Source organism: Cocleimonas sp. KMM 6892, from assembly GCF_035798195.1.
In the GTDB taxonomy this organism is placed as follows: domain Bacteria; phylum Pseudomonadota; class Gammaproteobacteria; order Thiotrichales; family Thiotrichaceae; genus Cocleimonas; species Cocleimonas flava.
The window spans coordinates 973,373-996,950 of record NZ_JAPFBV010000001.1 but is presented as its reverse complement, the minus strand read 5'-3'; the positions used below and the strand labels follow the sequence as shown (position 1 = coordinate 996,950).

18 protein-coding genes are annotated in these 23,578 nt (G+C 41.9%); 13 read left to right on the top strand and 5 right to left on the bottom strand.

Features of this window, described 5'->3' with window-relative positions:
* Nucleotides 1-59 precede the first annotated feature (59 nt).
* The 4 genes from OO007_RS04485 (at nucleotide 60) to OO007_RS04470 (ending at nucleotide 3,624) form a co-directional block, all read left to right on the top strand.
* Complete coding sequence (locus tag OO007_RS04485) at nucleotides 60-974, top strand: SDR family oxidoreductase (protein WP_325807897.1); 915 nt, start codon at nucleotides 60-62, stop codon at nucleotides 972-974.
* 169 nt (nucleotides 975-1,143) lie between these two features.
* The gene (locus OO007_RS04480) at nucleotides 1,144-1,563 is read left to right on the top strand and encodes a rubrerythrin family protein (protein ID WP_131904803.1); all 420 of its coding nucleotides are present in this window, start codon (nucleotides 1,144-1,146) and stop codon (nucleotides 1,561-1,563) included.
* A gap of 96 nt (nucleotides 1,564-1,659) precedes the next feature.
* The gene (locus tag OO007_RS04475) at nucleotides 1,660-3,003 is read left to right on the top strand and encodes a heterodisulfide reductase-related iron-sulfur binding cluster (protein ID WP_131904802.1); all 1,344 of its coding nucleotides are present in this window, start codon (nucleotides 1,660-1,662) and stop codon (nucleotides 3,001-3,003) included.
* Nucleotides 3,004-3,036: 33 nt separating this feature from the next.
* A complete protein-coding gene (locus tag OO007_RS04470) occupies nucleotides 3,037-3,624 on the top strand; it encodes a DUF3501 family protein (protein ID WP_325807896.1) in 588 nt (195 codons plus the stop codon).
* Nucleotides 3,625-3,691: 67 nt separating this feature from the next.
* Here the strand turns inward: OO007_RS04470 and OO007_RS04465 are convergent, their stop codons facing one another.
* Nucleotides 3,692-4,573, bottom strand: coding sequence for a LysR family transcriptional regulator (locus OO007_RS04465; RefSeq protein ID WP_131904800.1), 882 nt, complete (start codon nucleotides 4,571-4,573; stop codon nucleotides 3,692-3,694).
* Nucleotides 4,574-4,723: 150 nt separating this feature from the next.
* Here OO007_RS04465 and OO007_RS04460 point away from each other — a divergent pair, with 150 nt between their 5' ends.
* Nucleotides 4,724-7,180: a GcvT family protein gene (locus tag OO007_RS04460; protein WP_325807895.1), complete on the top strand. Its 2,457-nt coding sequence runs from the start codon at nucleotides 4,724-4,726 to the stop codon at nucleotides 7,178-7,180.
* A gap of 172 nt (nucleotides 7,181-7,352) precedes the next feature.
* On the opposite strand, the gene OO007_RS04455 is transcribed toward OO007_RS04460, so the two are convergent.
* Both OO007_RS04455 and OO007_RS04450 read right to left on the bottom strand, forming a co-directional pair.
* Nucleotides 7,353-8,495, bottom strand: a complete 1,143-nt coding sequence (locus OO007_RS04455; protein ID WP_325807894.1) for an alpha-hydroxy acid oxidase — start codon at nucleotides 8,493-8,495, stop codon at nucleotides 7,353-7,355.
* 66 nt (nucleotides 8,496-8,561) lie between these two features.
* Nucleotides 8,562-9,479 (bottom strand): LysR family transcriptional regulator, encoded by a 918-nt coding sequence (locus OO007_RS04450; protein ID WP_325807893.1) that lies wholly within the window; start codon nucleotides 9,477-9,479, stop codon nucleotides 8,562-8,564.
* 159 nt (nucleotides 9,480-9,638) lie between these two features.
* Here OO007_RS04450 and OO007_RS04445 point away from each other — a divergent pair, with 159 nt between their 5' ends.
* The 3 genes from OO007_RS04445 to OO007_RS04435 all read left to right on the top strand — a co-directional run bounded on the left by OO007_RS04445 (nucleotide 9,639) and on the right by OO007_RS04435 (nucleotide 13,839).
* Entirely contained in the window at nucleotides 9,639-12,077 is a 2,439-nt protein-coding gene (locus OO007_RS04445; RefSeq protein ID WP_325807892.1) for a GcvT family protein, read from the top strand.
* Between the two features lie 236 nt (nucleotides 12,078-12,313).
* Complete coding sequence (locus OO007_RS04440; RefSeq protein ID WP_325807891.1) at nucleotides 12,314-13,216, top strand: 2-dehydro-3-deoxygalactonokinase; 903 nt, start codon at nucleotides 12,314-12,316, stop codon at nucleotides 13,214-13,216.
* Nucleotides 13,217-13,224: 8 nt separating this feature from the next.
* Entirely contained in the window at nucleotides 13,225-13,839 is a 615-nt protein-coding gene (locus OO007_RS04435) for a 2-dehydro-3-deoxy-6-phosphogalactonate aldolase (RefSeq protein ID WP_325807890.1), read from the top strand.
* A gap of 110 nt (nucleotides 13,840-13,949) precedes the next feature.
* On the opposite strand, the gene OO007_RS04430 is transcribed toward OO007_RS04435, so the two are convergent.
* Both OO007_RS04430 and OO007_RS04425 read right to left on the bottom strand, forming a co-directional pair.
* Complete coding sequence (locus OO007_RS04430; RefSeq protein ID WP_325807889.1) at nucleotides 13,950-15,575, bottom strand: dihydroxyacetone kinase subunit DhaK; 1,626 nt, start codon at nucleotides 15,573-15,575, stop codon at nucleotides 13,950-13,952.
* A gap of 214 nt (nucleotides 15,576-15,789) precedes the next feature.
* On the bottom strand, nucleotides 15,790-16,629 hold the full coding sequence (locus OO007_RS04425) for a helix-turn-helix domain-containing protein (protein ID WP_325807888.1): 840 nt from the start codon (nucleotides 16,627-16,629) through the stop codon (nucleotides 15,790-15,792).
* Between the two features lie 248 nt (nucleotides 16,630-16,877).
* Here OO007_RS04425 and OO007_RS04420 point away from each other — a divergent pair, with 248 nt between their 5' ends.
* The 5 genes from OO007_RS04420 (at nucleotide 16,878) to OO007_RS04400 (ending at nucleotide 23,015) form a co-directional block, all read left to right on the top strand.
* Nucleotides 16,878-18,170, top strand: coding sequence for an NAD(P)/FAD-dependent oxidoreductase (locus OO007_RS04420; protein ID WP_131904791.1), 1,293 nt, complete (start codon nucleotides 16,878-16,880; stop codon nucleotides 18,168-18,170).
* Nucleotides 18,171-18,231: 61 nt separating this feature from the next.
* Complete coding sequence (locus OO007_RS04415; RefSeq protein WP_325807887.1) at nucleotides 18,232-18,495, top strand: cupin domain-containing protein; 264 nt, start codon at nucleotides 18,232-18,234, stop codon at nucleotides 18,493-18,495.
* A gap of 479 nt (nucleotides 18,496-18,974) precedes the next feature.
* Nucleotides 18,975-19,949, top strand: coding sequence for a taurine ABC transporter substrate-binding protein (locus tag OO007_RS04410; RefSeq protein ID WP_207906947.1), 975 nt, complete (start codon nucleotides 18,975-18,977; stop codon nucleotides 19,947-19,949).
* Nucleotides 19,950-20,286: 337 nt separating this feature from the next.
* The gene (locus OO007_RS04405) at nucleotides 20,287-21,081 is read left to right on the top strand and encodes an ATP-binding cassette domain-containing protein (protein WP_131904789.1); all 795 of its coding nucleotides are present in this window, start codon (nucleotides 20,287-20,289) and stop codon (nucleotides 21,079-21,081) included.
* Nucleotides 21,082-21,083: 2 nt separating this feature from the next.
* Entirely contained in the window at nucleotides 21,084-23,015 is a 1,932-nt protein-coding gene (locus OO007_RS04400; protein ID WP_325807886.1) for an ABC transporter permease subunit, read from the top strand.
* Nucleotides 23,016-23,578 lie beyond the last annotated feature (563 nt).

Sequence of the window (23,578 nt, the reverse complement as noted above, 5' to 3'; positions counted from 1 at the left end):
GATATGTAGCAACCAAAATGAATATTGTATAAGGTGCCATTAAACGCTAGTCTTTTTCCATGACTTCAGAGATTGCTTCAAAACACCAAAAACACCCTCAAACAAATACCTGGATTGTCGGTTGTGGTGATATCGGTAAACGCGTTGCGGCATTATTAGCTACTGAAGATCAACGGCAAGCTCAAAACCTAAAAGCAATCGTTTCTTCTGCCGAATCTGTTGAGCAATGCCGGCACTTTAATATCGAATCTTATGCGCTTGATCTTGATAGTCACTATTCGCTGGATGGTTTCAATTTTGATCAAGCCGATCTCTTTTATTTTGCACCACCAACGCCATCGGGTACTGAAGACCTTCGATTAAAACAATTTCTCCAAAACCTAGGCAGTGCTAAACCTCGACGTATCGTTTTGATAAGTACCACAGGTGTTTATGGTGATAGTGCAGGTGAATGGATTGATGAAAACACAGCAGTAAACCCTAAAGCAGAAAGAGCAATAAGACGCTTATCCGCCGAACAAACATTGCAAACATGGTCTAAAAAAACAGACTCTGAATTCATAATTTTAAGGGTTCCCGGAATTTACGCCAAGGAAAGGTTACCGCTTGAGCGCCTTAAAAAAGGCTTATCGGTGATTAATGCAGATGAAGCGGGTTACACCAACCGTATCCATGCTGATGACCTTTCGCAAGCGTGTGTTGCGGCCATGAATTGTGAATTTAGCAATGAAATAATCAATGTCACCGATGGCAACCCGAGCACCATGACGGATTATTTTAATAACGTAGCTGATTTTGCTGGTTTACCGCACCCGCCACAAATCAGTCTGGAAGCGGCAGAAAAAACCTTAAGCGCAGGGATGGTTTCGTATATGAAAGAGTCTCGACGGATAAGAAACGATAAAATGCTTGGATCATTAAAAATTAAATTACGCTATCCGGATTTAAAAACTACCTTGCAGCGCTCGGTATAGCTACGCTTATCTGATCTTCGCTTTCATGAATCAAAACGTTCTAATTATTCAATTAGACCTATCTTAGTATCCTTCCTATATTATAGAAGTCAGTTGCGTCTGCGACTTTCATAAAAAATCTTACCAAATTTTTTTTATAAATTTCTATAACAACAAAGGAGAAAAAATTATGTCTCTTAAAGGAACCAAGACTGAGCAAAACCTGAAAGATGCTTTTGCAGGTGAATCTCAGGCAAACCGTCGTTACTTATACTTTGCAGCAAAAGCTGACGTTGAAGGTTACAACGATGTAGCTACTGTTTTCCGTTCAACTGCTGAAGGTGAAACAGGACATGCTCATGGCCATCTTGAATATTTAGAAGAAACGGGCGATCCAGCAACAGGCCTTCCATTTGGTCCTACTGCTGACAACCTAAGAACAGCGGTTGCTGGTGAAACTCATGAGTACACAGATATGTACCCGGGCATGACCAAGCAAGCTCGTGAAGAAGGCTTTGACGAAATCGCTGACTGGTTTGAAACGCTAGGAAAAGCGGAGCGTTCACACGCTAATCGTTTCCAGAAAGCGCTAGACAATCTAGACGATTAATCTTCATTTAATTTTGAAGATTCCTCCCTCTCTTATTTCTTAAGAGGGGGAGCACATTCAGTATGAAGTTGGATTAAGAAACGGAATTTAATCACTATGGCAGCACGTGAAGGCAATTTAGAAGCACCCACACGACATCCCTTAGACTGGAAAAATCCAGATTTTTACAACGAAGATTTACTCAATGAAGAACTTGAGCGGGTTTATGATATCTGCCATGGCTGTCGCCGTTGTGTCAGCTTATGCGATGCATTCCCCACTTTATTTGATTTGGTCGATGAATCTGACACCTTTGAAGTCGATGGTGTCGATAAGAAAGATTTCGTAAAAGTCGTCGATCAATGTTACCTGTGTGATCTTTGTTATATGACAAAGTGTCCTTACACACCACCGCACGAATGGAATGTCGACTTCCCTCACCTGATGCTTCGCGCAAAAGCGATTAAGCATAAGAAAGGGGACTTTAAAACCCGTGATAAGATTTTATCGGCAACTGACAAAGTCGGAAACATCGCTGGAATTCCAGTTGTTTCGACTATCGTTAATGCCGCCAATGAAAATGGCTTGGCCAGAAAGGCGCTACAGAAAGTGCTAGGCATTCACCCTGATGCTACTGTTCCTAAATATCACAGTAAAACCGGTAGAAAGTTACTGGCATCAACAGTAGAAGAAAGCAAAAGCACGCACGCAGATGCTAAACAAGCGGGCCGAACTACAGGCAAAGTAGCCATCTTCGCGACCTGTTATGGCAATCGCAATGAACCACATCTATTAGAAGATTTGGGTAAAGTGCTGCATCACAATCAAATAGCAGTTTCCTTAGTCGATAAAGAAGTCTGCTGTGGCATGCCGAAACTAGAACTAGGCGACTTAAAATCTGTAGAACACGCTAAAAACATCAACATCCCTGAGATGGTGAAAAAGATTGATGCAGGCTGGGACATTATCGCTCCCGTACCATCTTGTGTTTTGATGTTCAAACAAGAATTACCGTTAATGTTCCCTGATGATGCGGATGTACAGAAAGTTAAAGCGCATATCTTTGATCCCTTTGAATATTTGATGCTGCGTCACAAAGAAGAACTACTCAATATAGATTTCAAAAAATCACTGGGCAAAATTGCCTACCATGCAGCCTGTCACTTACGTGTACAAAACATGGGTTTAAAAACCAGAGACCTTTTACAACTGGTTCAAGATACTACGATAGAAACGATTGAGCGTTGCTCTGGTCATGACGGTACTTACGCGGTCAAAGAAGAATTTCATGAGAAATCGATGAAAATCTGTCGCCCGGTTATTACTAAAGTCCAAAAGTCGGAATCAGACTTTTACAGTAGTGACTGTCCTATGGCAGGACATCAGATAGCGAATGGCATGAAGGATGATTCTGAACCACAACACCCACTTACTTTGTTACGCATGGCTTACGGGCTGTAAACACTAACGAAAGAATTACGGATAAAAAGTACAATGACACAAAAACTTACCAGAGATGACTTACTTTCTTTAGAGCAGTATCACGAACAGCGACCAGAAATTCGCGCGGCAACCATGCTGCATAAAAAGAGCCGCAACCTTCCAGTTGGTCCAAATGTTACTCTGTATTTTGAAGATGCCACTACCTTAAAATATCAAATTCAGGAAATCCTACGTGCTGAAAAAGTATTTGATGCAGCAGGTATCAATGAAGAATTAGAAGTCTATAACGCCATGCTACCTACTGGTACTAATTGGAAAGCAACGATGATGATCGAATACATCGATGTTGCCGAAAGAGTTAAAGCACTGTCACAATTAATCGGCATTGATCGTAAAACCTGGGTACAAGTTGAAGGATTCGACAAAGTATTCGCGATTAGCAATGAAGACTTAGAGCGCGAAACCGAAGACAAGACCTCTGCGGTGCACTTCATGCGCTTTGAATTAACCCCAGAGATGATTGCTGCGGTTAAAGATGGCGCAGCGATTAATGTCGGTATAGATCACGAAAACTACACGCATGCGGTAACGCCAGTTCCTGAGAATTATCGTCAGGCGATGGTAAATGATCTGGCTTAGATAAAAATAGAAAAAGTGCCTAAAAGTGTGGAGGTGCCTTATAAATAGCCCCCTACTATTAACAGTCTCAGGTGTAACTCAGCAACCAATCCTTAAACAATCGAGTAGCTTCCGATAAGTTCTTTTCACTTTTATAACAAACAAAATAGCCGCTTTCAGTATCCAGACTTTCAAAAAATGGGGCGACCAATTGCTTCGCTAAAAAGCCTTCCTGCATGAAATCGTCATACATCAAACAGATTCCCATACCATTTGCTGCGAGTGAAGCGGCCATCACATAGCTATCCATATATTGCATCGGTTGTCTGGGTCTATCATTCAACTCAGTCATTTCTAACCAGCTATTCCAGCCTTTAGGCACGCCCAAAACATCGAGCAATGTCAGCTTATTAACATCATCGAGCTCACGCAATTGTTTTGCATTTTCAGGGCTGCAATAAGGCCTTATCTTTTGTGAAATCAGCGGGATAGATTCAAAGCCATCCCAATCACCCTTGCCATAACGGATTTCTAATTCTGAAGTTGATATTGGGTAATCAGAAGCCCAGTTAGTGCCATGTTGACGAATCGATATATGCGGATGAATCAAATTAAACTGTTGCAAACGAGGTGCCAGCCATAACTCGGCGAAGGTTGTATTCACACCAAACTCAACAACCGCTTCATCTGATGGAGAAAATATTTTAGCCGCGCCCTGGTTGAGCTGTTTCAAGGTACTTTCCACCAGGGGTAAAAATGCGCGTCCTGCGTCGGTGAGACGTATACTTCTGTTAGCCCGGTAGAACAGCTTTTGATTCAAGTGATGTTCTAGTAGCTGGATTTGTTGACTCACAGCTGATTGGCTCATTGCCAGATCTTCAGCTGCCAAGGTAAAGCTTAAATGCTCACCCGCAACAGAAAATGTTCTTAGCCAGTTGAGTTGTATAGAATTTGTGAGTAGCCTTTTCATAAGTTTAACTTATACATTTGTGGTTTATATATCATTTGTTGCTGGTCGAATAACTTAATATCATATTTACTAGAAGGACACAATCACTGCGCGCCCCTCATAAAACATAAAAAGTAGCAGTCATCCCTATCAGAGACCAAAGGAATAATGATGAAAAATAAGACAGATGTATTAATCATGGGCGGCGGCATTGCTGGCGTTAGTACTTTATATCACCTGACAAAACTTGGCTGGACTGATGTCATGCTGACAGAAAAACTGGATTTAACATCTGGTTCTACCTGGCACGCAGCGGGAAACCTGCCTCATTTCAGCAATAGCTTTAATGTGATGAAAATGCAGCAGCACAGTATTGCGCTTTATGCACGTTTAGAAGAAGAAACCGGTCATCCCGTTGATCATCACCCTACCGGTGCGGTACGATTAGCGCATACCGAAGAGCGCATGAATGAATTTGAGCGCGTAGTGGCAATGTCAAAACTCGCTGGACTTGATCTGGAAATGATCAGTGTTGAACGCTTGGTTGAGCTCTATCCTTATTTAAACCCAGAAGGAGTTTTGGGTGGATTATGGGACCCAGCCGACGGTCACATCGACCCAACCAGTGCGACAAACGCAATGGCAAAAGGCGCGAAAGATGCGGACGCAACCATTGTTCGTCAAAATCCTGTTGAAAAAATCGTACAGAAAGAAGATGGTCGCTGGGAAGTGACTACGCCTAAAGGCATTATTGACGCAGGCATCATTGTGAATGCAGGCGGTTTCCGCGCTAACGAATTAGCCAAAATGGTAGGCCACGAATTACCGATGTGTTCTATGGAACACCAGTTCCTTGTAACCGATTCAATCCCTGAATTAGAAGGCCGTGATGAAATGTTACCAATGCTTCGTGATCCAGATGTTTCTTATTATTTACGTCAGGAAGGCAAAGGTTTCATCTTAGGCCCATACGAGCCAGACGGAATTCCATGGGCAACTGATGGTGTTCCTAAAGAATTTGGTCAGGAATTATTAGCACCAGATCTGGACCGAATCGAAGACATTATGATGACAGCGATGACTCAGGTTGAGCTGGTTGCTGAAGGCGGAATCAAGACGGTTGTTAATGGCCCTATCACTTACTCACCAGATGGGCATCCATTAGTTGGACCGGTGCATGGCATCGAGAACTATTTTGTTATTACTGGCTTCAACTTCGGTATTGCACAAGGTGGTGGTGCTGGTCACTTTATGGCGCAATGGATTGTCGATGGCGAACCAGAACTCGACCTGTTCGAATTAGATCCGCGTCGTTTTGGTGATTATGCTGACATCAAATACACAGTGGCAAAAGGTACTGAAGTTTATGCCAACGAATATCAATTGGGTTATGCCAATGAATACGCGATGCGCCCTGCGGTTCGCGGCCAAAAGAAAACACCCATCTATGAATCACACAAAGCAGACAACGCAGTATTTGGCGCTTACTTTGGCTGGGAGCGCCCTAGCTGGTTCGCTCCTGAAGGTATGGAGCCTGTTGAGCAGCATAGCTTCCGCCGAGGTAACTGGTTTGATCCTGTCGCCGCAGAGTGTAAAAACGTTCAAGAGAATGTCGGTCTTCTAGATCTATCTCCATTCACCAAGTTTGAAGTATCAGGTGATGGCGCATACGACTACTTAAGCAATATCATGCCTAACCATGTCCCTACTGAACCGGGCCAAATAGTTCTAGCCCATCCGCTCAGTCCTTCAGGCGGTGTTGCCTGGGAAGTTTCAATCACGATGCTACAAGACGGTAGCTATTACATGATGTCGCCTGCGGCACTTGAAATTCTTATTGATGATTGGCTATTCAGTCGCCTACCAAAAGATGGCTCAGTCACCTTAAAAAACACCACCAAAGCCGGGGGGTGCCTTTTAATTACAGGTCCTAATGCGCGTAAGGTTTTGAGTAAGGTAACAGATGTAAGCCTAAGCAATGCAGACTTCCCCTGGTTTACAGGTCAGGAAATTGATGTTGCAGGTATTCCAACACGTGCATTACGCATGAGTTTCGTGGGCGAATTAGGTTGGGAGCTTCATCACCCAGTCGAATACACACAGAAGCTATATGATGCATTACACGAAGCAGGCGCAGAGTTTGGCATCAAAAACTTCGGCTTACGTGCAATGGATTCAATGCGATTCGAAAAAGGTTACCCAGTGTGGGGCCCAGACATGAATACAGAATTTACAGCGCTTGAGTCAGGCCTTAGCTGGTTCATAAAAATGGATAAAGACTTCGAAGGTAAAGACATATTGCTTAAGCAAAAAGAAGCTGGCTTTGAAAATGACATGGTGATGATTGAAGTTGATTCAGATATGGCTCATGCAAACAAAACAGATGCACAAAACGGATTTGAACCACTTTACTTAGACGGTGAAATCGTAGGACAGTGCAGTTCAGGTGGTTACGGCAATCGTATCCAGAAGAGCTTAGCGTTTGCCTTTATCAAGACTAAAAAGATTGATAAGAAAGCAGAAAACGCTGGGTTAACCGTTCAGATTCTTGGTAAGCATTACCCTGCCAAGATCGTTCCAATGTGCAACTACGATCCTAAAAATGAAAGAATTAAGGCCGATGACTAAATGCTAACAAATAGTATATGAACTCATTCGAAGGGCGTGCTTAAGTACGTCCTTTTTTATATCACCCCCCTACTTTGAATGATATTACGTTTTTGTTTTTTAAAAACGTAAATAGAATTTATGCAGAGCTAGGCACTTTTTTCCTAGGTTTCTTAACAACAGTAAAACTTAACTATTGATACCTTACCGAATACACATCATCAGATTGAATATCACTTATCTTTGTTTTGCCCGCTAACCCCATGGTTGTCTTCAGTTCATTCTCATAAATCTGCAGCAATTGGTCGATGCCTGGCCTTCCCATTGCACCTAATGCATAGACCATAGAACGCCCGAGTAATACTCCGCTGGCACCTAAAGCTTTAGCACGGAAAATATCCATACCGGTACGCACACCAGAATCAAAAAGTAGCTCCATTTTATCGCCCACCGCATCAGCGATACGAGGAAGCCAGTAGATTGAACTGCCTGCGCCGTCTAACTGGCGTCCACCATGATTAGAAACAATAATGGAATCGATCCCCATGCTGGCAGCAATTTGGGCATCTTCAACATCGAGGATGCCTTTGAGTATGATTTTGCCGCCCCATTCCTGTCGAATCCATTCGACGTATTCCCAATCAAGCGCTGGATCGACCATTTCTTTTGCCCAGACAAGCAGACTACTCAAGTCATCTACTCCTTTGGCATGCCCCATCACATTACCAAAGCCTTTATAAGGAGTGGTTGCCATTTCAAACGCCCATTTTGGCTTGGTCATAATATTCAACATATTGCGGAAGTTCGGGCGAATGGATAGTTCGTTTTTCACATCTTTATGTCGTTGACCCAGCATAGGCAAATCCATGGTGACAACTAATGCTGAACAATTAGCGGCCTTGGCGCGATGAATTAAATCTCGTACAAACTCACGATCTTTAACCACATAAAGTTGAAACCAGAACGGAGCACCCGTTGCTTCCTGAATTTGCTCGATTGAGCAAATAGACATGGTAGATAAAATGAATGGCACACCATAATCACGAGCCGCTGTTGCCACTTTGATTTCGCCACCTGCATTCTGGATCCCCAGCATGCCAACGGGCGCAAACGCGACGGGTAGTTTTGCATCTGCTCCAACCATAGTGGTTGACGTGCCGACATTTGAAATATCCACGCCTACCCGTTGACGAATACAAACATCCTTTAGCTCATTCTCATTTCTATGGAATGTCGATTCTGTATAAGAACCCGCTTCCACATAGTCATAAAACATTTTCGGAACACGTCGTTTGTAGAGTTGCCTAAAGTCTTCTACACAGGTAATTTTACTCATGTTAATTATTCTCTTTGTTTGAAGCTAAAAAAACAGCCTCAAAGTAGGGGGGTGCCATTTATAGTATTATTGAATACGCTGCATCATCCAGTGTTTAAAGGTAATGGTATTGTCACCATATATGCGTGTTGGGGAGGAATAAAAAGCATAACCATACCCTGTTAATTGTTCCTTAAAAGGCGCTACCAACAATCCATTATTAAGCTCATTTAACATTAAATCATCGGCTAAAATCAATCCCTGTCCATCGACTGCTGCCTGCACCCGCACATTGGCATCACTAATCACTCTGCGAGGGTTGTTTAGCTTAAGATCAGGACCAGCCGTGTTATTGGCTTTTAACCACTCCTGCCAGTGATCCTGTTTGCTGTCTTCACATAGCAAGGGGATATTACTTAGCGCTCCTTGCACGATGGCACCCATACTAATCCCGGTTTGCTGGCTTATATTGTGTGTGTCTAATAATTTTGGACTAATCACAGGAAACAAAGACATCGGTATTTCTGCGAAGCGATTTCTATCCAGCTTGCCTTTGCACGGCCCCCACAAAATTGCGAGATCGACTTCATCAAGCTTGAAATCAACCGAATTTACCGAGTGTTGTAAAAAAATATTAATATCAGGGTATTCATCATTAAAACGACCGATACGCGCTGACAACCAGCGCGCAGCGACATAGGTCGTTGCGGCAATCGATACGTTTGCTTCCTGCTTGCCTTCCTGAATCCGCGAGAGACTCGATTCAAGGTCTTCGAAAATCTTTTTCGTGGTCAGATATAAGGCCTGCCCTGTATCTGTGAGATAGACTTGGCGCACGGAGCGTTTGAACAAACTGCTTTGTAACTCTTCCTCGAGTTTACGTATCTGATAACTGACAGCACCTTTGGTTACGCATAACTCATTCGCTGCGATACTAAAACTCAGGTGCCTGGCCGCAGATTCAAAGACTTTAAGACTATCGAGCGAAGGCAAAGAATGTTTCATTGTTGGTCCAGCCTAGAAATACAGTAAAGCATTTATGGTTTAAATTAACTGAACTATAGATCATAACGTTTCGATTGTCAGACGCTTGCTTTGTTGTGCATTATTGATGACTTAAATTTAGAAGGCTTAAATTTTAACTTTTTATATCTGGAGTAGAAAATGTCGAATTCTGTTAAATCCCATGCTCGCGTGGTTGTCATCGGCGGAGGTATTGCAGGTTGCTCTACCTTGTATCATCTTACCCAGCTAGGCTGGACAGACGTAGCACTGGTAGAAAGAGATGAACTGACTTCAGGTTCGACATGGCATGCAGCGGCGCAAGTCACTCAGTTTGGCGGCAATCAAACCATGATTGGTTTGAAACGTCACAGTATCGACCTGTACCGAGAACTCGCGGCAGATGAGGATTTTCCCTTCTATTACGATATCACCGGCGGCATGCGAACCGCTTACACTCAGGATCATATCGATACCTATCAACACTATATTGGCATGGCGAAAAGCATGGGTGTTGAGATGGAATACATCAGCCCAAAAGAAATCAAAGAGCGCCACCCATTATTGACCACTGACAAAATGCTGGGCGCGTGGTGGGATCCATTAGATGGCTATATTGATCCATCTGGCATTACACTGGCATTGGCACGAAAAGCACGCCTCGCTGGAGCTTCTGTTTATAGAAGCAATCCCGTTGAAGGCATTACGAAAAAAGGCTCTCGTTACGGCACGGGCGAATTTATCGTTCACACCAAAAACGGCGACATTACCTGTGAGAAGGTTGTCAACGCAACCGGCTACCGCGTCAATGAAGTGGGCAATATGTTAGGCGTTGAGCACCCTGTGACTTCGATGGAGCACATGTACTTCCTTACCGATAATATTCCAGAATTAGAAGCGCTGGATTTTCAGGTACCGATTATTCGTGATCCATTAGATGATTTTTACAGCCGTCAGGAAAAAAATGGCCTGCTGGTTGGTGTTTACGAACAAGCGTGTAAAACCTTCGGCATGGATGGCATTGACCCAGCATTCACTAAAGACTTATGCCCACCCGATTTAGATCGCTGCCTTGAAAATATGGAAGGTATTTTTGAACGCTTACCCGCTCTTCAAAACGCAGGGATTCATACCACCATCAATGGACCTATTACCTACACTATTGACGGCATGCCGTTGATTGGAAAAATACCTGGAATAGAAAACGCTTACTGTGCGATCGGCTTGCGAGCGGGAATCGGCGAAGGTGGTGGACACGGAAAGATCTTAGCTGACTTAATCGTTCACGGTGAATGTGAGTGGGATGCATGGTGTCTTGATCCGCGACGTTTTACACAATACGCAAATACCGAATATACCTGCTTGAAAGCGATTGAAGATTACCAGAATGAATTTCACTATCACTTACCACACGAGCATCGCCCTGCTTCTCGTTTGGCGCGTACAACGCCTCTTTATCCAGTCCTTGATCAGCTAGATGTTGCCTGGGGAGTGGTGAATGGTTGGGAGCGCGCTTTATTCTTTAAACCTACCCCTGATTTTGAAGATGAGCATTCATATCGCTTCACCCCGACGAAAGATGTTGTGGCTAAAGAAATTGAAGCGTTAACGACAAATGTCGGTTTAATGGAAGTGTCTGGTTTTAATCGTTTCTCTATTCAAGGTGAAGGCGCAACGGAGTTTTTAGACAGCATCACCTGTAGCAATATTCCGAAAAAAGTCGGCAAAATTAGCCTGTGTTATTTACTCAATGAACATGGTCATGTGCTAACAGAAGCGACCCTTGCCAAGTTAGATGAAGAGCATTACTGGTATGGTTCAGCCGCTGCTGCTGAATGGCATGATCTGGATTGGTTGAACACGCACAAACCTGATTCCGTAACCATTACCGAAATGGCGGCATCACATACTATATTGGTCGTTGCAGGTCCTAAATCACGCGATTTATTGCAGTCGCTTTCACCGCGATGTGATTGGTCAAAAGCGGGCTTCCCCTGGTTGAATGTTAAAGAAATGACACTGGGTCATGCCAAAGTTATGGCAATGACGGTGAGTTTCTCCGGTGAGCTCGCCTATGAATTGCATGTGCCTAATGAGCAATTATATTTAGTCTGGAAGCTGTTAAATGAGGCAGGTACAACGTTTAACTTGTCACACTTCGGTCTTTACGCCACAGAATCAATGCGCATGGAAAAGGGCTATCTGCATTGGAAAGCAGACCTTATTTACGAACGTAACCCAATGGAAACGGGCTTAGACTTCTTTGTGAAAATGGATAAGCCGGACTTTATCGGTAAAAAAGCGCTGCAAGCACAATTAGAAAAAGGTAATCAAAAACAGCTCGTCACGCTTGTTATTGACTGTGATTTAGCCCCTGCACACAGTGGTGATTCAATTTACCACGGTGAGACATTATCAGGCACTGTCACCTCTGGCACCTATGGCCATCGCGTTAATAAAAACATTGCCTATGCGTTTGTAGAACCTCAACTCTCCGAGGTAGGTACTGAAGTAAAAGTAGAAATACTTGGCGAGAAGTACCCTGCTGTTGTGACTGAAGCTGGTTTGTATGATCCTAAAAATGAGTTAGTCAGAGGCTAATAAAAAACTAGTAAAAACTAACTAAACAGATCTAAATGTGGCCTCAAAGCAGGAAGGAGTGTTGAATTGACACCCCCCTACTTTAGAGGCCTTTTTTCTTTTAAATATGCACTCACAGGTTTCTTTTCTATCGTTCTGATCCATCGTTCGAATTTAATCCTATACTCATTGAGTAAAGCACCGTTATATTGTCTGGCGAGGATAGCTTTAGCAAAAACCGCAGATAGAGACTGAATATGGAAACACACTGGATTGCAGTAGATTGGGGCACAACAAACCTTAGGGCGTATGCAATGTCCAGCGAGCATCAAATCTTAAGTGATGCGCAATCTCATGATGGTGCGGGCAAACTTTCACCCGACGAATTTGAAGGTGCTTTGCTAAAACTAATTGATGATTGGCTAGTGCCCGATAGAATAACCAGCATACTGGTTTGTGGCATGGCAGGTGCCAAACAGGGATGGGCAGAAGCACCTTACCTGCAAACTCCGTGTCTGCCTTCTTCATCCGAAGGATTAAAAGCTGTTGAAACGAAAGATTCCCGCCTTAAAGTATCCATTCTGCCCGGCGTCTGCCAACAATCTCCCGCAGATGTGATGAGAGGAGAAGAAACGCAACTCGCAGGTCTAATCGCTGATACAAGTTCAAAATTCAATACGGTATGCCTACCGGGAACCCACAGTAAATGGGTACAACTACAAGATAATCAGATACACCGTTTTAACACCTATATGACGGGTGAGACTTTCGAATTGCTCAGCAAGCAATCCATTCTGCGTCATGAGCTAATTTCAGAAGGCTGGAATCAGTCCGCATTTTTAGAAGCAGTTGAGGAATCCCTAAAAAACCCGCAACAGCTATTAAGTGATTGCTTTCGAATTCGTGCTCAAGGTTTGCTAGGTAAACCGGACTCGGCATCTGCGCGTGCCAGATTATCTGGATTGTTGATAGGAGCAGAACTTGCAGGTGCAAAATCCTACTGGAACAATCAGAACACAGCGTTAATTGGTGATGATCGTTTAGTCACCCTCTATGCAGAGGCTTTAACCCATATCGGTGGTAACAGCGAAATATTCAGTGCTCAAGACATGACCTTACAAGGTTTGATTCAAGTGTATAAAAATCTATTCAATCAATGAGAAATACTATGTCACCTAGACCGTCACGTAAATTAATTGCAATTCTTAGAGGCATCACCCCCGACGAGGCAGAAAACGTATCTGAAATGCTGGTTGAAAAAGGCTTTGACTGGATTGAAGTACCTTTAAATTCACCGAATGCCTTTGATTCGATTGAACGTATGGCTAAACATTTAGGTGAACGTGCGCATATTGGAGCAGGCACAGTGTTGAATGAAGATGACATCATTCGCATCAAAGAGGCTGGCGGTACTTTTATTGTTTCACCTAACTTTGATATTGATGTTGTGCAGCAAACCAAGAAATTGAATATGGGTTCATACCCCGGCGTACTGACACCCTCGGAATGTTTTGCCGCACTAAAAGCGGGTGCTGATGCCTTGAAATTATTTCCGGCGACAGCAATCGGCGGGGTAAATATTCAAGCAATGCGCGCTGTGTTACCAGAAGCAACTGACTTATACGCAGTGGGTGGTTGTAACCCAGAAAATCTGGGTGAATGGTTATCCTATGGTGTTGATGGTTTTGGCATCGGTTCTGCGCTCTATAAGCCCGGGAAATCAGTCGCAGAAATTGCCAAATCGGCAGAAGCTTTTGTCGAAGCCTTTGATAAACATGTTTAAAGTCATGGTAAACAACTGGAAACGATAAAGGTCTAATTTTACTTTTTGATGAAATAGAGGGGTATTAAAATCACACCCCCCTACTTTGGGGCCTTTTTTTATGAGGTTGATTATCTGTTTTCAGAAAGCCCTTCAAACAACCTTGCAACCGCTTCAGCACCGGGATCAATATTTCCTTTCAGTTGCTCCTCATTTACATAAGTAGAGCGGCCTGCCTTAGCAACTAATATTGTTGAAGTATGATTTGCTCCCTCACGAGCCGCTATAGCCGCAGCCTCTAAGCCATTACCCAAAGCATCTAAAGCTGGGCTAAGTGCATCAACCATGGTTCGATCACCGAGGTTTGCTCCACCGATCGCTTGCATCCTATTTAAACCGGATTTGAAGGCATCAATAACTGATGCACCGTTGGAGGAAGCATCACCTACCGCGGTAAAGAATATTGCCAACAATACCCCAGAAGAACCGCCCATGACTTGGCTCAATTCCTGACCGATAGCGCTAAATAGTTTTGGGTGATCTGCTAACGGCAAGCGCTCAAGCGCATCAATTATAGATCGTCCTGCGCCTGCTACGGTAGAACCTGTATCGCCATCACCTGATTTGGCATCAAGTGCATTCAAGTCAGCCTCTGCAGCAATCATGATCTCACAACATTGTGTAATTAACGTTGCTGTCTCATCATCCTTTGATGGATTATGGCTAACGGGTGTTAATCCATCGGGTAAATCGACGATCGCAATAGGCGTTATTTCTTTACAATCTGGCCACACAGAAAGCGCACAGGGTGATTTTAATAACGCCTCTTGTTGTGCGGTAAGCGGACACACCGAAATTGAAAAACCTCTCATATCAATGGCTGTCATAAGTGATGCCGGACCGATAATTAACTTGAGCTTTTTACCGATAGAAGAATTAATTAACTCATGCGCAAGTATCGACATTTCCAAAATAGAAACACCACCCAAATTATTTAGCAAAACAACATGTGGCTCATCACTCATCAAAGGCTCTAGTTTATTCACCATTGCTGCAATCGACTGCTTGGCATCAATATAATCTAATTTTTCAAAACCTGGCTCGCCATGAATGCCCAGACCTAATTCAGCTTTACCGTCTTCAATGCGCTGGTCTTTTGGTGAGCCCGGAACTGTACAGGTGTCCAAAGACATACCGATGGTTTTAGTACCAGCAATAATATTCTCGGCAACTTTGGTTACCTCGCCTAAAGATCCACCGTCATTTGCCAGCGCCCCAGCGATTTTATGAACTAAGACTGTTCCGGCAATACCTCTCGGTTTCGCTAGATCGGGTAAAGCAATATCATCATCAACGATAACCATATTTACCTTAAAGCCCATTTCGATCGCTCTTGCTGCGGCTAAGCCAAAGTTCAAACGGTCTCCCGTATAATTTTTGATGATCAGCAGGCAACCTTCAGAACCTGTCACTGCCAGTATTGCTGACAAAACAGCATCTACCGATGGCGAAGCAAACACTTCTCCACAAACTGCTGCCGTAAGCATACCCTCACCAACTAAGCCAGCATGTGCGGGCTCATGCCCTGAACCGCCGCCAGAAATAAGCGCAACTTTGGACTTATCCCAATCGTTTCGGACAACGACTTTGATATGTGGATAACCATCGAGTCTTGCGAGTGCCCCTCCTGACGTGGAGATCAATCCATCTACAGCTTCCGTGACAATATTTTCTTTATTATTTATAAATTGGGACATTCTCTCTCCTTTGAATAACTACAGTGCAAAACCGTATATAACTATATTTACTGATAGGCTAAGAGAGTAACAATAAAAGCGGGGACTCACCTTAGCCGAGAAGACGCTAGTAGGAGCAAAGTAGCGTCACATTTGACGCTATTAACATGCATTTTGGTGAAGAGAATAAAGAAAACTTCCTTCTATTGCTTACAAAAACTGTCTTTTTTATAGATTACAAAAAATCCTGAGGATGGAACGTAAATTGAGCGTCAGTAATTTCATTTTTAATTAATTTTTTAATATTTTCTGGGATACGCTCATCGGTATGGTGAAATAAATCACATTGCTTCATCGCTGCTCTGATATTGATGTTTTTTCCTAAAAATTCGAAGACTGTTCTGCCTGCGCTGGGCTGATGAGAACTGCCTGAAGATGCACAAATTACCAAGCCAGACATATAAGGACTATTCGGTCGATAGTTTGGCGTTAAAATCGCTTCGGATATTGTTGAATTCAATGCTGGTTCCGATTCAACGATGAATATTCTTTCGGCCAGAAAAAAAGCAACGCCATGATATTTTATTACCAAACGAGGTATGGATAAGTCATCATTTTTACTCGAAAGCTCTATGTGTTTAATGTAGTAATAATCACCTAATTGATAGAGCTTAAAGAATGAGCGAAAAATATATCCGGGAAAACTAAAAGAATAAAAATAACGGTAATAGTAGCCTTCATAACGACTTAAAGACTGACTCGAATTCTTCATTAACGGCATAACGATGTTTGCAAACTGCTCTGGAACTGCGCCTTTCTTTTCGGTAGCGCTGGGTAAGCCTGCTATTTTTTGAAATTCGATAGGGTCGATAACAATCTCTTCGCTTTCAACACCAAAGAAGTCACAGATCTTTTTATAGTTTTTATAAGAAGGAAACGATTTACCCCTAAGGTATCGATTGAATTGTTGTCTGTTTATTTCAAGCCTGCGGCATACTTCTGATATCGAACTGTAGAAGCCACATAGGAATTTTAAGTTTACTGCAAAATTTTCTGAATCAGTTTGATTGCTCATATATACGCATTAACCACCTTTAAATCGCGTTTAAGCATAGGTTATTAATTTAAAAATAACTACACTAAATTCAGCTATACCCTTTAAATTCAACGTATTTGAGGTGATCACAACAGTAAATAGATCAATGCATTGTAGTAGCTTCATTTTTTACGCTTAGTAGCGACAAACAGACCAAATCAAACCACCGCCAAACGCTTTTGTTACTGCTACACTGAATATCAATTACTCAAGATGTACATGAAATAATGCTTAAATTTAAAGATGCTGATCAAAGCCTTTGGCAACATACAGCAGTAAAACTCACTAGACCGGAACCATTAAAGGGCGCTGTAAAAGCAGACGTTACTATTGTAGGTGCTGGTTTTACAGGGTTACGCACAGCATTAGAACTCGCTCAGAAAGGTGTCAATGTGATCGTATTAGATATGCACGAACCAGGCTGGGGTGCTTCAGGTAGATCGGGCGGACAAGTTAACCCACTAGCACATGCTCAACCCAGTGAAATCATCGAACAACTAGGCGATGTTTTCGGCAATAGAGTACTAAACAATTATATTCATTCAGCAGATGAAGTCTTTGACCTTATCGACAAACATGATTTGAAATGTGACTCCGTGAGAAAGGGCTGGCTAAGGGCCGCACACAGTCGCTCATCAATTCCTGAACTGGAAAAAATGGCTAAAAACTGGTCTGACATGGGTTTAGATATAGATAGTGTGGAAGGGGAACAACTAAACCAGCTTTCCGGATCTACAGCCTATTCATATGCAACACGTGTTGAATCTGGCGGCTCGATTCACCCCCTTTCTTATACGCGTGAATTAGCACGTGTAGCCATGGAACATGGTGCGCAAATCTACTCTGACAGCAAAGTATCCAAGGTAGAACGTAAGGGTGATAAATGGCAATTAACAACCGATACCGCAACGATTGATAGCGAATGGGTGGTCTTTTGTACCAATGGTTATACTGACGATACCTTGAAAGGCTTGAAGCAAACCATTATCCCGCTAATCAGTGTACAAGCTGCTACGCGTGAATTAACGGATGAAGAATACGCTCAAGTATTGCCTGAAGGACATACCATTGCTGATACTCGCAGGGTGATTTACTACGGCCGCAAGGATAATCGTAATCGCATTCTACTAGGCAGTTTAGGGTCGTCAGAACTCTGTGTAGGTACAGATAGAGATCGAATCCACAATGCTTTTAAAACAGTCTTCCCCCAATTTAAACCTGAAGATATAGAATTTTATTGGGGCGGGCGTATTGCACATACGAAAGACCTGTTGCCTCATTTGCACGAACCTGCGCCAGGTATACTCGCTGGCTTAGGCTGTAATGGTCGAGGTGTAGCAATGGGAACAGTTATAGGTAGAATTTTATCTGAACGAGTATTAGGTAAAGAACAGCAGGATTTAGCGATGCCGACCACGCCTTATAAATCTTTTGCGTTTCACCGATTCCATGAAGTCGGAGTCAGTGTAACCACCAAGTATTTTGAAATGAGAGACGCGTTAGAAGTGAAATTTTCATAATCGCGTAATTTTTAAGCCAGCTAAATTGACATTAACTCATCAGACTAGACAGATTATTAATATGATTAAAATAGAAAAACCAGACCCGAAAAAATTAGAAGAAATAAAGCAATGGGAAGTATGGGAAAAGGAACCCTGCACCTTTGATCATGATCAACAAAAAACAGAGTCTTTTTACATAATTGAAGGAAAGGCTAGTTTATCTACCGATACAGGCATCAATGTAGATATTTCTGCAGGAAATCTTGTGACTGTCGAGTCAGGGCAAATTGTTCACTGGCAAGTGCATGAAACGATTAAAAAACATTTTAGATTTTACGATTAATTGATCGTTAAAAAATCATAAGTGAGAAGAAGGAGAGGAGAAAGAGAGAGATAAAATTAAACATACTATTTTTATTAAAAACAAAGAATTATCCACACTTAACCGTTTAATAAGCCCTAAAAAATGATCAAAAAAACCCCTATAAGTAGGGGGGTGTATTAAGTAAAGGGTGGTACCTAGATTCTACAAAAATACAATAGATGTGAATATTTTAAACAAATATGAGTAATACTAATGTAATTAATAAGCAGTACTTAAGCTATTGATAAGTACTACTTAAGTCATTAAAAAGAAAAGATTTTTAAAAATTTTTAACTATACTCAATTGATGCATTTTGTATTTAACACTACTAAATGTAGAAAAAAGTAAGTTCTATACTTGGAGGAGTTAGAGTTTAACGTTTGATGTCGGATGCTTTTTGATTAAGAGCGTATGGCTAATATTAATATATTGTGAAGTCTAAATTTGAGGTTATAAAATGAAATCAATGAAAAAAATCCTGGGTTCTTTATCGATTGTTGCATTGTCTGCATCAATGGCAACATCCGCAAGCGCTGATGTGAATGTCGCTTACTTTCTAGAGTGGGCAACACCCAATCAAATAGCGAAGGTTGAGAAAACATACGACAAAGCATTAGGCGAAAAAGTAAACTGGGTTAACTTCGCCACAGGTACAGCAATGACAGAAGCTATGTTATCTGGTGATATCGATATCGCATTTAGCCAAGGCTTAACTCCATTTGTAAATGCTGTTAATGCAAATGCACCTATCAAACTGATTGGTGTGGCTGTTGCTTACGGCGCTGGTGGTGACTGTGTTGTAAGTACCAAGTCTGGTATTTCAAAAGAAAACGCAACAGAGCTAGAAGGCAAATCAATAGCAGTACCATTAAACACAATGTCTGACTATGAAATGCGTTTGACACTGAGTACTCTGGGTGTTGACATCAAAAAAGTAACACTAGTCGATCAGGAACCAGCTGATGCTGCAGTATCTTTAGTTGATGGTGCCGTTGCAATGGCATGTGGCTTCGGTGAGAACTCATTATCCAAGATGAAAGAAGTGGGTAAGTCTATGCTAACCATCCCTGAGAAGACTGAAGCAGGAATCACGAGTTTTGATATCGTATCTGTTACAGAGAAATTTGCTCAGGAAAACCCAGAAGCTGTAAAAACGTTTATGGAAGTAACAGCACAAGCGAACGCAGACTTTGCAAAAGACCAATCTAAGCTAGCGATTATTGCTGGTGATGCTGGTTTATCTGTAGAGAAAACTAAAAAGCAGATGGCAGGATTCAGTTTTCCTAGTGTAGAAGAGCAAATGTCTGAGTACTTCAGCAAAGATGGCAAAGTTGCTAGTGTTCTTCCTTTCATGGGAAAAATGTTTGCTACAGAAGCTGCTCCAGCTAAAGAAGATTACTCTACAGTAGTAGACACATCTTTCCTTAAGTAATATGGATTTTTAAGATATTACTAAAAACGGTAGATAAATTTATCTACCGTTTTTTTTGTAACAAAATTTAGAACAAAATCAGAACAAGCATCAAAAGATAGCAAACATGATGCATTAGCTATGCTTTTACATAAAAATTTATATTCTTATGGTAAAAATTGAAACAATAATATTTCCTGCAAAATAACACTTAACAAAAAGATATAAGGAAATTTCCATTTTTACAGGAAATATGATTTTTAAAGCTAGGCTACTATTAATTGAGACAATAATGAGTAGCGATTAAATTAAATCAACAATTAATCGTGAAGCGAAATAAATAAACTAAGGAAGGAATATGAGTGATCTTGTAGCAAAAGACCTGAGTATGGTTTTTGATGTTGATACTGGAGGCCAAGTACATGCACTTAACAACGTCAACTTCACGTTAAAAAGCGGAGAACTTTTATCGGTACTAGGCCCATCAGGCTGTGGTAAAACGACTCTATTAAACATAATTGCAGGATTCAACCACCCAACGGGTGGCGCGGTATATCTTGGTGATGAAGAGATAAAAGGCCCCGGTGTTAACAGAGGCATGGTTTTCCAACAGGGTGCATTGTTTGAATGGTTAACCGTTTCAGAAAATGTCGACTTCGGTCTTCGTATGAAAGGCACAGACCCTAAAAAAAGCAAAAAGATGGTCGATGAATGGTTAGACATTGTTGGTCTAGCAGGCTTCGGAGATATTCCTACTTATCAATTATCAGGTGGTATGCAACAACGAATTGCATTAGCACGCTGCCTTATCAATGACCCTGATTTAATCCTGATGGATGAGCCACTAGGCGCACTGGATGCGTTGACACGTGAAAAGATGCAATCACTGGTTTTGAAAATCTGGAAAGAAACAGGCAAGACAATCATGATTATTACTCACTCAGTAGAGGAGGCACTGCTACTAGGTGAGAGGTTATTTGTAATGGCACCAAGGCCAGGAAGATTGCATAAAGAATACAACTTGCCGTTTGCTGAAAGGGGCGTCACTGAAGACACCAGAGATATCAAAAACAGTGAGGAATTTATAGAAACTCGCGAAGAGATTCTTACCATGATCTGGGATATGGAAGAAGAAATAATGGGGCAGGTGTAATTATGTTTGAGTTCTTATTTGAATACCGGGGTTTCATTGTAGGCACCATTTTTATTGCTTTGATTGCGACGGTTATATGGGCGATTTTATACGGGCGTAATTTAATTCGCACCGAAAAGTCAGACGCTGTGTTTGGTAATCCAGAACGCGCACTAGGTGGCTGGCATTGGGTTATGACCGGTGTAAGTGCTATTTTGATTGTGTGGATTTACTTCTCCTGGGATGCAGCAAGGGCGTTTAATCCAAAAGCAGCAAATGAGCTGTGTCAGGTGGGTAAGCTGTCTTCTGCGATCAATCCTATTCGTTCTACCTTCCCTTTGGATGATGGTTTCCTTAAGGGGACAAGTCTCCTAGTTCGTGAAAATAAGCAATTAAACGAATTGGCTGATCAAGTCGAAAGACTGGGCTTCTCTGATGCTGAAAAGTCTCAAGCGAAAGAAACCATAGATTTAATGCGCAAAGCCATCATAGGGATGACCTCTCCTGAATATCTTGACTCTGCCACTGATGCCAAGTTTAAAGAAATTGTAGGTAGAATTGACGGTTTAACGGCAAAACTGGCTGATCAAAATTACCCTGGTGATCCAACGGCTGAGCAGATAGCCGCCGCAGAAAAGAACCCACGATGGGGTGATTCTGGCAATGAAATTCCTGCCGCACCTGCAAGTCCTCGTGGTTATAAATTTGATGCTGCTGCAAAAGAAATGAAAACCATTACTTCTGATTTTTCTAAAATTAGAAATAATAATAGTAATTTCCTCGCACAAGTCGAAAAACTAAAGGGACAAATTGCTTCACTAGATACATTGGTGAAAGCATCACCGGGTACCGACGAACTATTAATCGCGAATCGTGCTGATTTTGTAAAAGGTTTAACACGAGTTCTAAGACGAGTAGACGATGGTAATATTTTCCCACCTGATGCGTTAAACAATATACAAAATGCACTGGTTAAACTTGATAACGAGCAAAAAAGCCAGCAAGGCGGATTGAGATACTACGATATTTTGATGATGCCTGGCGGAGAAATCCGAGCAGGTAGCAGCTCATGTAGTGAACAAGGTTCAGGTCGTTGGTTACCAAAACCATCTGACACGCTACGTACGTTTGCTCGAATCTCTAACCCGGAAATCGGCTATAAGGGTTACCCACTGTTGTGGTACAAAATGAAGCCATTTGGTGAAATGGTTGATTTTATTATTCCAGATTTCATCGCTTCATTAGTACCTGGTGATTACCCTAGACATGACACCAACGGAATCGTCACACCAAACTTTAAAAGCAAGGTAAGAGACTTTGCGACAGGTAATTTTGAGTCGTTTAAAGTGCCGATGCCATCCGGCCACGTTTGGGATTCATTACTGAGAGTGTTAGCCGGTTTATTCTTCGGTATTATTCTCGGTGTACCTTTGGGATTATTTATGGGGCTGTCGCGATTCTCGAAGGGTTTCTTCGATCCATTAATCGAGCTTTATCGTCCGGTACCGCCACTTGCGTGGGCACCTTTGATCTTAACCATTTTCGGAATTGGAGATGACGGTAAGATTTTCCTATTATTCATGGTTGCTTTCGCCATTATGGTTATCTCAGCAAGAACAGGGGCGACAGGTACACACCTTTCCAAGATTCATGCAGCTCATTCATTAGGCGCGACTAACCGACAAATCCTACGCAAAGTAATATTGCCTAATTCGCTACCAGAAATTCTTACGGGTATTCGAATTGCGATCGGTGTTTGTTGGGGGACCTTGGTTGCTGCCGAAATGTTGGCAGGTACAACCGGTATCGGTTTCGTAGAGAATGTGGCACGTAAGCAATCTGACTATGAGATTATCTGGACCACGATTATCATCCTTGGACTACTCGGATTGTTATTCGACCTCATGATGCGCTGGGTGATTGATAAATTTATCCCATGGAGAGGTAAAGGTTAGAAAGAGTAATCATTACAGTATTTAGTCACTGTAATTTTACGAATAAAAAAGGCGAACTTTAAGGTTCGCCTTTTTTTATGTCTAAATATTCTTTGACTGAATCTGGGTGATTTACTAAAAGCCACCTCCCCACTTTGAATAATATTACGTTTTTGTTTTTTAAAAACGTAAATAGAATTTATGCAGAGCTAGGCATTTTTTTAATCGGACAGATCATGTTGTTATGCCTAGAATAAAACCCTTACTTCAATCGGCTCTGGACCCATAGATGTGTGTTGTAAGCTAATTTATTTTAAATCACCCCCCTACTTATAGGCATTTTTTTTAGGTGTTTTGTATTTGAGTCTATCGTTTATTTTTTACTTCTACTGAAATAAAAACCTGTAGAAGTAAGATTTGTTTTAAGGCGTTAAATAAATGGATAGATATAATAAATAGATAAATGTGATTCTCACTTTATGGAGAATCACATCTAAGAATGATTGGATTTTAAGCTATGACTGATTAGGTACTAAACCTAACAATAGCTTATAAACATTAGCCGGCCAGAATAGCGAGCTAAG